Origin of the sequence: Vibrio scophthalmi LMG 19158 (assembly GCF_000222585.1) — a bacterium.
GTDB classification, from domain to species: Bacteria; Pseudomonadota; Gammaproteobacteria; order Enterobacterales; family Vibrionaceae; genus Vibrio; species Vibrio scophthalmi.
Genome location: NZ_AFWE01000159.1, coordinates 20,203 through 35,782, shown reverse-complemented (window position 1 = coordinate 35,782; position 15,580 = coordinate 20,203). Strand labels below are relative to the sequence as shown.

12 protein-coding genes are annotated in these 15,580 nt (G+C 45.9%); 4 read left to right on the top strand and 8 right to left on the bottom strand.

The features are described 5' to 3' along the window. Positions 1–244: 244 nt before the first annotated feature. Complete coding sequence (locus tag RH88_RS12430; protein WP_241212187.1) at positions 245–1,444, top strand: hypothetical protein; 1,200 nt, start codon at positions 245–247, stop codon at positions 1,442–1,444. 104 nt (positions 1,445–1,548) lie between these two features. Here the strand turns inward: RH88_RS12430 and RH88_RS12425 are convergent, their stop codons facing one another. Next, positions 1,549–2,208, bottom strand: coding sequence for a Bax inhibitor-1 family protein (locus tag RH88_RS12425; RefSeq protein ID WP_174269652.1), 660 nt, complete (start codon positions 2,206–2,208; stop codon positions 1,549–1,551). Positions 2,209–2,303: 95 nt separating this feature from the next. Continuing rightward, positions 2,304–2,633, bottom strand: a complete 330-nt coding sequence (locus RH88_RS12420; protein ID WP_005596445.1) for a zinc ribbon domain-containing protein YjdM — start codon at positions 2,631–2,633, stop codon at positions 2,304–2,306. Positions 2,634–2,833: 200 nt separating this feature from the next. Between RH88_RS12420 and RH88_RS12415 the strand changes: the two genes are divergently transcribed. Together RH88_RS12415 and RH88_RS12410 are read left to right on the top strand one after the other, a co-directional pair. Continuing rightward, positions 2,834–3,493, top strand: a complete 660-nt coding sequence (locus RH88_RS12415; RefSeq protein ID WP_005596442.1) for a CatA-like O-acetyltransferase — start codon at positions 2,834–2,836, stop codon at positions 3,491–3,493. Between the two features lie 237 nt (positions 3,494–3,730). Beyond that, a complete protein-coding gene (locus RH88_RS12410) occupies positions 3,731–4,303 on the top strand; it encodes an AcfA family outer membrane beta-barrel protein (protein WP_005596440.1) in 573 nt (190 codons plus the stop codon). 117 nt (positions 4,304–4,420) lie between these two features. Here the strand turns inward: RH88_RS12410 and RH88_RS12405 are convergent, their stop codons facing one another. From RH88_RS12405 to RH88_RS12395, 3 genes are all read right to left on the bottom strand, one after another. Beyond that, positions 4,421–7,573, bottom strand: a complete 3,153-nt coding sequence (locus tag RH88_RS12405) for an efflux RND transporter permease subunit (protein ID WP_005596439.1) — start codon at positions 7,571–7,573, stop codon at positions 4,421–4,423. A gap of 12 nt (positions 7,574–7,585) precedes the next feature. Then, positions 7,586–8,728 (bottom strand): efflux RND transporter periplasmic adaptor subunit, encoded by a 1,143-nt coding sequence (locus RH88_RS12400; protein WP_005596437.1) that lies wholly within the window; start codon positions 8,726–8,728, stop codon positions 7,586–7,588. Positions 8,729–9,631: 903 nt separating this feature from the next. Beyond that, on the bottom strand, positions 9,632–9,847 hold the full coding sequence (locus tag RH88_RS12395; protein ID WP_005596436.1) for a VF530 family protein: 216 nt from the start codon (positions 9,845–9,847) through the stop codon (positions 9,632–9,634). Positions 9,848–10,178: 331 nt separating this feature from the next. Between RH88_RS12395 and RH88_RS12390 the strand changes: the two genes are divergently transcribed. Then, positions 10,179–11,510: a tetratricopeptide repeat protein gene (locus tag RH88_RS12390; RefSeq protein WP_005596434.1), complete on the top strand. Its 1,332-nt coding sequence runs from the start codon at positions 10,179–10,181 to the stop codon at positions 11,508–11,510. A 166-nt stretch (positions 11,511–11,676) separates the two neighbouring features. Here the strand turns inward: RH88_RS12390 and RH88_RS12385 are convergent, their stop codons facing one another. The 3 genes from RH88_RS12385 to prpF form a co-directional block, all read right to left on the bottom strand. After that, complete coding sequence (locus RH88_RS12385) at positions 11,677–12,144, bottom strand: ASCH domain-containing protein (RefSeq protein ID WP_005596432.1); 468 nt, start codon at positions 12,142–12,144, stop codon at positions 11,677–11,679. A gap of 150 nt (positions 12,145–12,294) precedes the next feature. Beyond that, the gene (locus tag RH88_RS12380) at positions 12,295–14,172 is read right to left on the bottom strand and encodes a propionyl-CoA synthetase (protein ID WP_005596430.1); all 1,878 of its coding nucleotides are present in this window, start codon (positions 14,170–14,172) and stop codon (positions 12,295–12,297) included. A gap of 133 nt (positions 14,173–14,305) precedes the next feature. Beyond that, a complete protein-coding gene (gene prpF / locus RH88_RS12375; protein WP_174269651.1) occupies positions 14,306–15,478 on the bottom strand; it encodes a 2-methylaconitate cis-trans isomerase PrpF in 1,173 nt (390 codons plus the stop codon). Positions 15,479–15,580 lie beyond the last annotated feature (102 nt).

Below are 15,580 nucleotides of genomic sequence, written 5' to 3'. Positions count from 1 at the left end.
TAGTACAAATTTGCGCAAATAGAGGAAAATGAAAAGCCATATTTCGGTAAACAAAGTATGTAAGTCTCAGCCATAGCCGCGTGAGCCAATCACAAAAAACATTGATAATCTTATGCTAACCCTTATCTCATAAAAAACCTAAGCCATTGAAAATAAAGCCATAACAATTGAACGTTAACGATAAATCCAATAGGATAGGCGGCAATAATGGGGCTCAAGCCCATCACAAATAAGAGAACCCAACTTGACTGTTAGTAAGATACATAGAAAAACGAAATTACTGATTGGAATCGGCGCTTGTATCATAGTGGGTGGCGGGATCACTTACACTCTCACCAAACCCTACTTCAAAGAAAGAGCCCGCATAGCGCTCTTGGCGGAACAACTGGATAGAAAAGACAGTGCGAGAGAGTGGCGCTATGCCTACAGATTTGAATTTCCTAATAATCCGAAAGTAGCCGATTGGAATACGGAAAACTTAGAAGTACCACAAATTTTATTTACCGTTGCAAATAGTGAAGATAAAACCAAACTCAGCTATTGGGCACTCAACGTCAATGGCGGAGAACCACAACTGCTTATCCCTGAAGGTCAATTACCGCCACCGCCTGCTCTAGGAAAAGGCGCCCGCGACAGCGCCAGTTATATGAGCCGCTCTCCTAATGGACGCTATATGGTTCTTCCACTCTCTATCGGCGTCGTGCTTTATGATTTAGCGACTCAAGAAATCACAAAACTCAATGACGAAAAGTTCACGTGGAATGCTGAGTACCTTTGGGCAGCCGATAGCAGCCAGGTCATTGTAAAAAATAGTGACTTACTTGTGTTGGTGAAATTGCCCAGTAAAGAGATTCTTGATTTTTTTGAGGTTAATGATCCTGACATCGAGGAGATATACTACTCTCCTCGCGATTACAACATTGTCTTCAACCGAGCAGAAAACCGCATCTATCTTCAAGAAAGTGGACATGGCTTAACGTGTATTGTTGACGCTACAACCTTCAAAGTGATTGAACGTAAACAGTACCTTCCAACTCGATATCAATGCAATGTTGAAGCAAGTAAGTTCGGTGATAGTTACATGTGTGATGGACATGGTGATGGCCGTGTCTTTAGCTCACAAGCCCCAAATAACAAGATAGCGACCTACTCGCCATCTGAGCATATTGTCTCTCTAAACGGAGGGGATGTGTGGTATACCAATCAATACTATCATGGCCTCATTCGCAGACTCGCCCAAGCCACCCCAGAAAGCCCAACTCTAAAAATGAGTTATCATTATCTAGGTTATCAGAATGGGGAGCGTGTCTATATCTCACCGAAGAGCTTTGCTTTTAGCCGTTATGTCATCGAACATGCTGATAGCGAAAAATGGCGTGATTTTCTATACCCACTGCCCAGCCATGAAGACCTAAAGAAAGCCTTCGATACGCTTTATGACTGATCAATTCGACCGAGCTAAGTCATAGCGAGCTAAGCCACACTAAAAAATTGAGTGACTTAGCTTGTTATCGTATCTAGGGCTAAAAGTAATACGTAAATAAGAGATTATTTGCGCCCCATAATGCGCAGAATACGTAAGAACAAGTTGATGATATCCATGTAAAGCGCCGCAGCACTATCGACAGCGTTATCTAAGGTTTTTGGGATCTGATTCGCGCGGCCCCAGTCATAACCGATGTAACCACAGAAAATTACTGCAACAGCCCAATCTATCCACGCTTGATGAATGCCCAAAACGAAGATTTGAAACAGCTCAACCACAATCACGGCGAGCAGCGCGATGGTCAATGCACCAGCGATCTTAGCGAAGAAGTTCGGGAATAGAGTGCCAAGTATCATCATCACCCCAGTAACAAGCCCGGTCACTTGAATTGCCGATAACACCAATGCGGGATCATATTGGGAGACCACCATATTAATGATCAGGCCAAAAGGCACTACGACAAAGTTATAGCCTAGAAAGCTGACTAACGGATTCGATGACGACCGAAAGAGATAAATACCGATAAAACAGCTAGCAAAATAGCCAATGAAAAAGACCCAAGGATTGATCGACGCAATCACCTCGACGGGAATGGCTGACACCATTAACCAGTTGATCCAAAACCCCCAACACAATACAGCGCCAATCGCCAAATTATAAAGGCGTGCACTGATCTCAGGTTCGCCAGTAAAACCGCGTTCAAATACGTTATCTTCCATTATGTCCTCACTTCCTTACGCTTGATTTATATTGCCACGACTCTTGTCAGCTATATTTCCATTCCTATAGGTAACAGGAAAATAGTGACCAAAATTCACTACGCTTTTTTGACAAACTTCGCTGTCACCATCATTTCGCCTGCCCCATCCACTTTACAATCCAGTTGATGATCTTTTCCTTCAACAATACGTTTAATTATCGCTTTAGTACCAATCTTCAATACCAACGAACTGCCTTTGACCTTGAGATCTTTGGCCAACGTGACTTTGTCGCCTTCAGATAACAAAGTGCCATTCACATCTTTGATATTTAAGCCTTCTTCGACCTCATCAGGGTTCCACTCATGCGCACATTCCGGACACACAAGATTGTTTTGATCTTGATAAACAAACTCAGACTGACAATTTGGACAAGCAGGAAAAGACATAACACACCTTCAATCAATAAACTTATTACACATGGTAATGGCTCTGATACATCTTAGCGAGGGGATTGTGTGCATCGAACATTTCAATCGTAGTTTGCGAGATCTCAATTACAAAACTTCACTAAATTTAAGTTCTCTTCTCCCACCACAATCACTACAATTTGCGCGGTTAAAATCATTGAAACTCATAGGGAAATCACATGGCGTATCGAGTGCTGGATGTCAGCCAATGGGCGCGTGCCGAACACTTCAAATTCTATCAAGGCTTTAGCCATCCTTGGTATAACATCTGCTCCAATATCGATGTCTCTGCGCTATACCAATATTGTAAGCAGCACAATCATCGCTTCTTACATGCTTATCTTTATCTCACCCAGCAAGCGCTGAATAAATGTGAGCCAATGGCTTATCGCCTAGTGAATGATGAAGTGCGTATTTACTCGCCGATGTGTGTTAGCGTCGCGCTGCTGGCCAACGATGATACGGTGCGTTTTTGCGATTTAGATTATCAAATCGATTTCGCTGATTTTACCGTTCGCGCAACGGAAGCCGAGGCTCGCATTAAAAACACACCATTTATCTTAGAGCAGTTCATTGGTCAGGAGATGAAGCAAAATACAGTTCATTTAACCGTGTTGCCATGGATAGATTTCACCAGCATGAGCCACGCGAGAGATGTCAATTTTCCTGATAGTGTACCGAAGATGGCCTTTGGTAAATTGGTGCAGCAAGGCGAACAATGGCGCATGCCATTATCGCTTGAAGTGCACCACGGCTTGATGGATGGCTTGCACGTAGGGCAATTTCTCCAAACACTGCAACAACTCTTTGATGAGCCGACGCTGCTCGATATGAACTAAGTCAGTTTGCTTTCTTGCTTGGGCGAATGACTCAACTCGCCCAACTCACCACGATGTCAGTCAATCGATAATATCCGAACATCGGTATGCGAACCTGACCATCATCATTTCTTTGACTAACTCTATGAGCGCGTGAGAATTTTCTGACATTCAACCGCACAAATATGCAGCGCTCACTAGTTAACTAATTCAATCGCAACCCATAGAATACAGCGCTTCAGTTACTGGATTGATTCTATGAAGAAATATTGTTTGTCCCCACTGCTTGCTTGCGCATTGCCCGCGTTTGCTTCGCCTTATATTGGTTTGGAAGTGGGCCGTGCGATGCCCCATCACGACATCACGGTGTATGATCTGGCTACCGAGCAAAAACTCAGCCCTGATTCAACCGATGGCTTTATCGCATTATTGGCTGGCTATCACTTTGATAATAATTTCGCACTTGAAATGGGCTATCAAAAAAATTATCACTACCATGAGTCTGATAGCAGCAATCTGTGGGATGTGTCATTACAGGCTAAACAGTTTTCGTTAATGCCCGTCTATGCCCTATCACTGACTAATAGCCGCGATTGGAGCTTAAAAATGAAAGCAGGGGCGACCTATACGCAATATCAGCTTTCTGCCACCAAAGCAGGTGCAGATCCCCTCCATGCCTCCAAACAGAGCAATGAGCTGGGTATGGTTGGCGTGGTTGGCATTGAATATCACCTAACCGACAATGTATCGATGAGTGCTAACTTCAAGTACCAAGCCGACAGCTTCTCAAACATGAGCATGATGACATTGGGTGGTCAGTACGACTTCTAAGCTACCCGTTGGCTTGGCTTCATCTCTCATGGTTTTTGTGCTCTTCACTATGACACAAAAAAAAAGGGTCGACTAAGTCGACCCTTTCTATTTTGCTATCAACAAATATCGCGAATATTACGCTTCGTTTGTCTCTGCTGAAAGTTTACTTTGGCGATGCTCTTCACGCTCACGTTTACTGAACATGCGTTCTACTACGACAAAGAATAGTGGTACGAAGAAGATGCCTAGGAAGGTTGAACCCACCATGCCACCTAGTACACCAGTACCGATAGCGTTTTGCGCGCCAGAACCAACACCAGAGCTGATTGCTAGAGGCACAACACCTAAACCAAATGCCAATGAAGTCATTAGGATAGGACGAAGACGTACACGAACTGCGTGCAGTGTCGCATCTCTCAGGCTTGCGCCTTTTTCGTAGTACTCTTTGGCAAATTCGACGATAAGAATCGCGTTCTTCGTTGCAAGACCAACGGTCGTCAATAGACCAACCTGGAAGAATACGTCGTTTGGCAAACCGCGTAAGTTCATCGCAACAATCGCACCAACCACACCTAATGGCACAACCAGAATAACGGCGATTGGTACCGACCAGCTTTCATACAGCGCAGCCAATACGAGGAATACCACTAGGATAGACAGTGCGTATAGTGCTGGCGCTTGGTTACCAGATAGACGTTCTTCATAAGAAAGACCGTTCCATTCAATGCCATAGCCCGGTGGCAGTTTGGTCAGCATGTTTTCGATGTCAGCCATTGCCGCACCTGTACTGTAGCCTTGTACTGGCGCACCTTGAATGTTCACCGCTGGCATACCGTTGAAGCGCTCTAGACGTGGTGGACCATATTCCCAGCTACCGGTTGCAAATGCCGAGAATGGCACCATTTCACCTTTACTGTTGCGTACGAACCATTTGTCCAGATCATCTGGTTGCATGCGGTATTGAGCTTCACCTTGCAACATCACTTTCTTGATGCGGCCACGGTCGATAAAGTCATTTACGTATGAACCACCCCATGCCGACGCCAATACCGAGTTCACTTCTGAAATGTTCAGATTCAACGCTCGTAGTTTTGTATGGTCGATATGTAACTGGTAGATCGGAGCTTCTTCTTGACCGTTCGGGCGGACACCCACTAGATTTGGATCTTGTCCTGCCATACCCAGCAGTTGGTTACGAGCCGCAATCAATGCGTCATGGCCATTGCCGCTACGATCTTGTAGGTAGAAGTCAAAACCACCTGCCGTACCTAGCTCCATTACTGCAGGCGGAACGAAGGCAAATACCATCGCTTCTTTGATCTGCATGAAAGCACCCATTGCACGATTAGCAACAGATTGTACGTCGGTACCTGGCTCGGTACGCTCATCCCATGGTTTTAGGTTGATGAACGCCATACCCATGTTTTGACCCATACCAGCAAAACTAAAGCCTGCAACGGTAAAGACTGATTCAACCGCTTCAGCTTCATCCGTATTGAGGTATGTTTCCATCTTATCCAGCACTTTTAGGGTGCTTTCTTGAGATGCATTCGCCGGTAGGATTGCTTGCGCAAACATAACGCCTTGGTCTTCATCCGGTAAGAATGCGGTTGGCATACGTAGGAATAAGAAACCAGTACCAATCGTGATCGCAAGGAAAATCATAAACATACGACCAGTACGTTTAATGATGCTTGCGACACCTGACTCATAGCGATTCGTCCAGCGATCAAACCAACGGTTAAATGCGCCAAAGAAGCCTTTATCAGTGTATGCGTGACCTTTTTCTACCTGCTTAAGCATCGTGGCACAAAGTGCAGGCGTAAGAACCATTGCCACCAACACTGACAAAGCCATTGCTGATACGATGGTAATCGAGAACTGACGGTAAATAACACCGGTAGAGCCCGACATAAATGCCATTGGTACGAATACCGCAGACAGCGTTAGACCGATACCAATCAATGCGCCAGTGATTTGATCCATTGATTTACGCGTCGCTTCCAAAGGCGTACAGCCTTCTTCCGACATAATACGTTCAACGTTCTCTACCACAACGATGGCATCATCCACCAGCAAACCGATGGCCAGAACCATTGCAAACATCGTCAGCATGTTGACTGAGAAGCCAGCCGCCGCCAAGACACCAAAGGTACCTAGTAGTACCACCGGTACCGCAATCATCGGGATCAGGGTCGCGCGGAAGTTCTGCAAGAATAGGTACATGATAACGAACACCAGTACGATTGCTTCTAGCAAAGTCTTCACAACGCCTTCAATCGAGCTGCTTACGAAAGGTGTGGTATCAAAAGGAACAACCATCTCTAGACCCGGAGGGAAGAACTCTTTCAGCTCATCCATACGCTCCATAACGGCATCTTTAGTATCCAGTGCGTTCGCACCACTTGCTAGCTGAATCGCCAAACCAGACGCGACTTTACCGTTGTAAAGACCCGTGATCATGTAGCTCTCAGCGCCTTTCTCCACTTTCGCTACATCGCTCAGTAGAACCTGTGCACCAGTAGAGTCAGATTTCAATACGATATCACTGAATTCTTCTGGGGTTTGTAGTAACGATTGAGACGAGATCGTCGCGTTAAGCTGCTGACCTTGCACCGATGGTGCCGCACCAAGTTGACCAGCAGATACCTGAGCATTTTGCTCACGAATCGCGCCAATCACATCATTGGTTGTCAGGTTGTACTGATTCAGTTTTAGCGGATCAAGCCAGATTCGCATTGCGTACTGCGCACCAAACACCTGAATATCACCCACACCCGCAACGCGGCTGATTGGATCTTGAATGTTTGATGCAACGTAGTCGCCAATATCGGCTTTATCCATGCTGCCATCTTCAGAAACGAAGGCGACAACCATCAAGAAACCACTACCCGCTTTGTTTACGCTAATACCTTGCGCTTGCACTACTTGAGGTAGTAAAGGCATCGCTAATTGCAGTTTGTTCTGAACTTGAACTTGCGCAATGTCGATATCCGCTTCAGCGTTAAAGGTCAGCGTAATTGTTGCGTTACCAAAACTATCACTTTGTGCAGAGATATAACGTAGATGGTCAAGACCAGTCATACGCTGCTCGATAACCTGAGTTACCGAATCTTCCACAGTCTTAGCAGAAGCACCAGGATAGTTTGCACTCACTACAACAGTAGGTGGCGCAATCGTTGGGTATTGCGATACTGGCAACGTGCTAATAGAAAGCACACCAGCCAACATAATAATAATCGCAATAACCCATGCAAAGATCGGTCGATCTATGAAATAACGAGCCATGTTGAGTTCCTGTTAGCTTGCTTGAGCATCGCTCATTACTGAAGGTGCAACCGCAGCGCCTGGACGGATTTTTTGTAATCCTTCCACTACGATTTTGTCACCTTCTTTCAGGCCAGACGTAATCAACCATTGATGATCGATTGCTTCTGCTGTCGTCACGACGCGCGCTTCTACCTTGTTTTCTACATCCACAACCATCGCGATTGCTTGACCACGAGGGTTACGAGTGATCGCTTTTTGTGGTACTAGAATCGCGGTTGGATCGGTACCCACAGTGACGATAGTACGGACGAACATACCCGGTAGTAGCATGCTTTCAGGGTTCGGGAATTCAGCACGCAGTGAGACTGCACCTGTTGATTCGTTAACCGTTACCTCAGCAAATTTCATTGAACCTTTGTGTTGGTAAACACTGCCATCTTCCAGAATCAAGCGTACTTCTGCTGTTTCTGGTTGATGAAGCTGCCCGCTAGCAATACGTTGCTTTAGACGCAGCATTTGCGTACTTGATTGCGCAATATCGATGTTGATCGGATCAAGTTGCGAGATTTTTGCAAGAGCTTGACCTTGGTTAGCCGTCACAAGAGCACCAGGAGTCACGCTTGATTTGCTGATTTGACCCGCAATCGGTGCCGCAACTTTAGTGTACGCTAGATTGATCTCAGCATTATTGATTGCCGCTTTCGCTACCGCCACACTCGCTTGCGCTTCTAAGTACGCCGCTTGAGCTTGGTCAAAATCTTGTTGGCTGATCGCTTTGGTTTTTAAAAGCTCTTTAAAACGTTTTGCCGTCGCGCCTGTTGATGCCAACGCCGCTTCTGCACGTTTTAGCTCGGCTTTAGTACTGATCAAGGCCGCTTTGTAGGTCGCATCATCAATTTGATACAGCGACTGACCTTGTTTAACGTAACCACCTTCGGTAAAGCTACGCGCAAGCACAATACCATTTACCTGCGGGCGAACTTCAGCTTCCATATAGGCACGGCTTCGACCTGGCAATTCCATTGTAATCGCTTGAGGTTGGCTCTTAAGTTCGATGATGCTTACTGGAACAGCTTGAGCGCCTTCTTGTGGTGCGGCGTGTGATGACATATCACAACCAGAAATCCACAGGGCAGCAGCAATCGCCGAAGCAATCCTAAGTTTGTTGTTCATTTAATCTCCAATATAAACACATTACGACTCTAGCGAAAATTGATGCACCGAACCAAATGATCGTCAGGAACACCCGAACTCCACAATTCAATTCAGAACGTCATTAAGAATTAGAATAAACGCTTGAGTGCAATTTTCTCTTTACTATCCAAGTGGTAAGTAAGAGCGCTAAATATGCCACAAATACAAAAATCAATGTAGATAAAAATACCTCAAATAAGCATAAATTAATCAAATTATTCACATTAGACAAAGATGGATAAATAAAATTAATGATTACGATTAAATATACTTATCGCACTATTTTTCCCTTGCATACTGAGGGCAACTGTGAACAAGAACAGTCGCCATATATTTTCAAATAAAAACTCAACACAAAACTACAAGATATTGATTTAATAAGATAAATTTAAAAATAACAATAGTAAGAACAGTATTAACCAATGTAATTAAGATAATTATGAAATCGTTACAGATATTCTATTGACGCCAAAAGATTTATTTGAACAAACAAATTTAGCTGCAGAATAAAGTGGACACCACGCCAATTACGTGAGCAAAAGCACATAATATAACCCAACACCATCCACTTAATATGGCATAACAATGCATGTTTAAATCGTATTAGGCATCAAAATAAAATATTGCAATAACACAGCGATTTTAAGCACCATATTTACGTAAATTTACGCAATGATACAAAGCTAAGCTCTATGAGATAGGAAAGTCGTGACGAAAAGAAACCAAGTGAGAAATAAGAGGCGAGAAGCGAGAAGTAGAGAGAACAGCCCTTAATTCACAAGAGCATATAGAAAACCTTGGGGAATATAGCCTGCCGAATAACCAAAGGTAAGAATCTGGCACTAGGCTCTCGCCAAAGGAAGAACCTAGAACCTCAAACCGCTAGCTGAAAGTATCAATATACAGAGCTTCAACTTTATCGCGAGCCCATTGGGTTTTGCGCAAAAACTTCAAAGAAGACTTAATTGAAGGATCACTATTGAAGCAATTGATACGAATTCTTTGGTCCAGTCCGTTCCAACCGTAGTGTTCAACTAAGCGCGTCAGAATTTTTTCAAGACTTAAGCCATGTAATGGATTGTTTGGTTGTTGGCTCATTGAGCAGTTTCCTAAATCAAGATTGAGATCATCGTTATCACAACGAGGCAGCGCTACGCTCAGTAGCTGCTTGGATTGGGTGATTTTAACAGATAACCCATCATTCCCTATCGAAATTAATTCAGCAAATCCTTCTATACCCGTATAGAGCGCATAAAGCAGCACATAGCCAAAAAGATTTAGTGTGTTCAATCTCAACGATCACGACATAGTTTTCAATAAAAACAACACTTTGCTTACTCTTCAACACACTATATGATCACGTAAATTTATATAACCGTCTGTCTTTGTGTACGTTACGGTTCAGCCATACAGGTCTAATCAAAAGAGCATGAAAGGTTTTATTCTAGCTATGACATTGCTGATTAATCCCATTTTGGGATGTACTCATTACGCGATAGAACACCAAACAGGTAAAGAAACTTATGACCTTGCTGTTCAATACTATTTTGGTAATGGCGGATCAATAAATAAAGAGAAAGCCTTCGAACTATTCAGCCAAGCCGCCACAGATGGGCACAGTGAAGCTCAATATTACCTTGGTCATATGTATTACTTTGGTGAAACAACACCAGTAGACAAAGCACAAGCAACACGGTGGATGGAACAAGCGGCAGAGCAAGGCAACATGCGTGCCCAATACCATCTCGCGACGATGTACTATCACGGTGATGGTATTAGTGAAAATCGATCTATGGCGTTTCACTGGTATTTAAAAGCGGCGGAACAAGGCCATGCCAAAGCACAACTTAACGTCGGTAGAATGTTGGAGTTTGCTCAAGGAGTAGAAGAGAATCTCCAGCAAGCTCTGGAGTGGTACAGCAAAGCGGCTGAGCAAGGTAGCGCTGAGGCACAATATAATATGGCGGCAATGCTTGCTTATGGCATCAGTACCGATGAAGACTTAGGAGCGGCGCTATATTGGTACTATCAAGCTGCCGAGCAAAACCATCTTGAAGCTCAATACAGCGTAGCGTTAATGCTGGAGCTCGGTAAAGGCATCGAAAAAAATAAGTCCGAAGCAATAAAATGGTATCTGATCGCCGCACAACAAGGCCATGCTGAGGCTCAGTTCAATTTAGCTATGATGCTCTATTTCGGCGCTGGTATTGAGGAAAACAAACCCGACGCTTTCACGTGGTTCCTTAGGGCAGCAGAGCAAGGTCATGTAGAAGCACAGTATAATGTTGGCATGATGTACGATTTTGGTCGAGGCACAGAGCCAAATAAGACTAAGGCTTTCATTTGGTACCACCATGCCGCTGAGAATGGCCATGCCGACGCCCAATTTAGCTTAGCGTCGTTGTACGAACTCGGCGTAGGCACTCCCGTTAACAAAAAGGAAGCGTATTTCTGGTACGTCAAAGCGGCGAAGCAGGGCTCGGTAGCGGCTCAATATAATCTCGGTGTGATGCTAGAAGCAGGCAAAGGCATTGAGCAAGATATGGATGAAGCGATCGCGTGGTATACCATGGCGGCAGAACAAGGTGATGCTGAATCCCAGTACATTCTCGGTACGCTATATCACTCAAATCTCGAAGATTTTGAAAGCAAGCATTTGGCGATGATGTGGTATCAAAAAGCCGCCAAACAAGGCCATGAAAAAGCACAGCAAGCCCTACTGGCGAAAGAGTTTGAAATGGCAGCGCCTAAGGCTCATTAACGCATTGTCATTCCTTAAACACGCCTTTGACTTTGCCTATATAGAACAATCCGCATCGAGATGGACAAGTAACTAATCACAATGAGGGGTATCGCCCCTCATTGACTCTCACTCTTAGCTTTATGTCACTCCAAAGAAAACGCAATAACGACCCTATTGCATCTCGCTAAACTGGGTAAACCTTCTCAAACCGCTCTAACACCAGTTCTGACTCTTCAGTAAAACTAACGCCGATTTCTTGAGCGTATTGGTTAAAGAAATCGATATGTGCCTTGCGCCACCAAGCATAGGTGCCATCCCCCTCGCCTTCTGACTGGGCAAACGCCTCGGTCACTTGATTGAATGGACAAATTTCGACGCTAGTCAGTTTAACAATACAGATGGGTGTTTGATTCCAATCCAACACCACCGTTAAACGACCAACCACAGGCAAAAGCTCATCATCAATATCGTAGCCAGCTTTCAAACTGCATGAGGCGGTTTTGATCCCCAGACCGATTAAACGTGCACACTCATTCGCGTTGTATTCATCGGCACAAAAATACTCAGCCAAAAACTGCGGAATGTCGTTACGCTCTGCTTCCGAGAGCTGAGCAAGGTATTGGTCAAGAAACGCTTGTTGATTCGGAGTCATACTCTTCCTTGATATGCTATTGAAAAATCGAGCAATACTACCATGCACGACTTAGAGCGATAAGCCACATAGATGTAAAAAGAGGTGAACAACAAAAGACGTAGTCGCAAAACTCCGCCCTTCATTTGGTACTTTGATTTTCATGATGAATTAGACGCGCAATACCCGCTCTATCTCAGCAATACTGGAGGGGTCATCAATCGTGGATGGTACGGTATAGCTTTCACCATCGGCAATCTGGCGGATGGTTCGGCGTAGAATTTTACCTGAACGGGTTTTCGGTAAACGCTCCACCACCAGAGCGTGCTTAAAGCAGGCAACTGCGCCAATCGAATCTCGCACCTTACTGACAAGTTCCCCCTCTAAGGTTATATCATCGATGCTGACACCGTCTTTGAGTACCACAAAGCCAAGTGGCAGTTGCCCTTTAAGCTCATCATGGATACCTACCACCGCGCACTCGGCAATAGCCGGATGGCCACCGACAATCTCTTCCATCTCACCGGTTGATAGACGATGACCGGCAACATTAATCACATCATCAATACGGCCCATGATAAACAGGTAGCCATCCTCATCGAGATAACCGCCATCGCCTGAAACGTAGTAATCTGGAAATTGGCTTAGGTAACCACTTTCAAATCGATCATGGTTACGCCATACCGTCGGTAAACAGCTGGGCGGCAAAGGGCGTTTCAGCGCAATAAAGCCTTGTTGATTGGTCGCCACCGGCTGCCCCATCTCGTTTAAAATTTCCACTTGATAACCGGGTACAGGCATCGTGGCTGAACCGGCCTTCACTGGCATCATTTCAATTCCCGTCAAATTTGCCGCGATCGCCCAACCAGTCTCGGTCTGCCACCAATGATCAATCACAGGCTTATCGGTGTGGCTTACCACCCACTCTAAGGTTGGCGGGTCAAGGCGTTCGCCAGCCATAAAGATGGTTTTTAAATGGGATAGGTCATATAGCTTAAGATATTCCCCTTGTGGATCTTCTTTCTTAATCGCGCGAAACGCCGTCGGCGCTGAGAACAAAACATCCACTTGATGCTCTTCGCACACACGCCAAAATGCCCCCGGATCAGGCGTCCGCACCGGTTTTCCTTCATACAACACGGTAGTGCAGCCATGGATCAGTGGCGCGTAGACAATATAGGAGTGACCAACGACCCAGCCGACATCCGACGCCGCCCAAAACACGCCATCTCGGGGCATATTGTAGATGGCACTCATCGAGTATTTCATCGCAACGGCATGACCGCCATTATCACGTACCACGCCTTTCGGTTTACCCGTGGTGCCCGAAGTATAAAGAATATAGAGCGGGTCAGTCGCCAACACGGGGACACAAGCATGGGGCAAGGCGTTTTGTTGTGCTTGCCGCCAATCAATATCGCGATCTTGATTAAGCTCAGCAAGGCATTGCGGCCTTTGCAAAACAAAGACATTTTCCGGCTTCCAGCGACTATCCATAATCGCTTGGTCGACCATCGGTTTGTATGGGATCAGCTTGTTGACTTCCACGCCACATGAGGCGGTCATGATCACTTTGGGTTCAGCATCTTCAATTCGCACCGCTAACTCACTGGGCGCGAAGCCGCCAAACACTACGGAGTGAATGGCTCCCAATCGCGCGCACGCGAGCATTGCCATTACCGCTTCAGGGATCATCGGCATATAAATCACCACCCGATCACCTTTGCCCACTCCTTGCGCGGCTAACATGCCGGCAATGACTGCAACTTGATCGCGCATTTCAACATAACTATAACGCTGCTTAGCGCCCGTTACCGGTGAATCATAAATCAGCGCGGTTTGCTCACCTCGCCCCTGCTCACAATGGTAATCCAGCGCTAACCAGCAAGTATTCATCAGCCCATCAGGGAACCAGCGTTCGATGCCATTTTCATCCTTAGCGAGAATAGTTTGTGGGGCTTGAAACCAATCAATATTGTGCGCTTGTTGCTGCCAAAACTGTTCTGGTTGCTGTTGCGCCCACTGATATTGTTCTTGATATGCCGACATAGTGCTTCCTCCAGTATGTCTTTGTTTCGACTTATAGCAACACAACGAAATGAGATTGTGTTGGTAACGGCCTATGCGAGAAATGCGTAAGGGTCGTCCTTGAATAAAGCGACTCACTGAGATTATCTAAGCGTTATGAGAAAATGGAATCGAACGGAACTCGCACCATCCCTTCCATTAAGACTCGCGCACTGCGGCTCATAGTAACTTTCTCTATCTGCCACTCATTGTCCGTTTGACTCGCATGCGCCCCCACCTTTAGGGTTCCAGATGGGTGGCCAAAGGTCACCGCCGAGCGCACACCTCCGCCCGCCGCAAGGTTGACCAGCGTTCCGGGGACACACGCCGCGGATGCAATCGCCACCGCTGCCGTACCCATCATGGCGTGATGCAGTTTGCCCATCGACAAAGCGCGAACCAGTAAATCTACCTCATCGCGAGCAATGACATTACCACTGGAAGAAAGGCTCTCTTTGGCTTCAGAAACAAAAGCGATCTTGGGGGTGTGTTGGCAACTTGTAGCTTGTTCAATATCACTGATTAAGCCCATTTTGAGCGCGCCATAGGCTCGAATTTTTTCAAACTTAGCCAGCGCTTGCTGATCAGAGTTAATCGTCTCTTGCAGCTCTGTGCCTTGATAGCCAAGCGAGTGCGCATCAATAAAAATCGTAGGTATGCCGGCGCTGATTAAGGTTGCGTTAAAGTTGCCAACTCCCGGAACTTCAAGATCATCAACCAAGTTGCCAGTCGGAAATAGCAGTCCAGAACCATCCGCTGGTTCGACAAAATCAACTTGGATTTCAGCGGCAGGGAAAGTGACCCCATCTAGCATAAAGTCGCCGCACTCTTGTACTTGCCCATTGAGCATCGGCACATGTACCACGATGGTTTTGCTGATATTGGCCTGCCAGATACGCACCTCTGCGATGCCGTTACGCGGCAGACGCTTGGCATCGACTAGCCCAGCGTGGATCGCGAACGGGCCGACAGCGGCAGAAAGATTACCGCAGTTACCACTCCAATCGACGAACGGTTGATCAATCGAAACCTGACCAAATAAGTAATCAACATCATGATCAGCACGCGTACTTTGGCTGACAATCACCGCTTTACTGGTGCTGGACGTTGCTCCGCCCATACCATCAATCTGCTTACCATAAGCATCAGGGCTGCCAATCACGCGCAGCAATAATTGGTCACGCGCCTCACCCGCGACCTGCGCCGCAGGCGGCAGATTATTGAGGCGAAAGAACACCCCTTTGCTAGTGCCGCCCCGCATGTAAGTCGCAGGTACTTTCATTTGCATTGCGGTGGAGTGTTCACACTGACGCTCTTCGTTGTGGCTTGCTGCCGAATACCCTTCTTGTTTTGAGCATGGGGTTTGTTTTAAGAAACGAATTTTATTCAT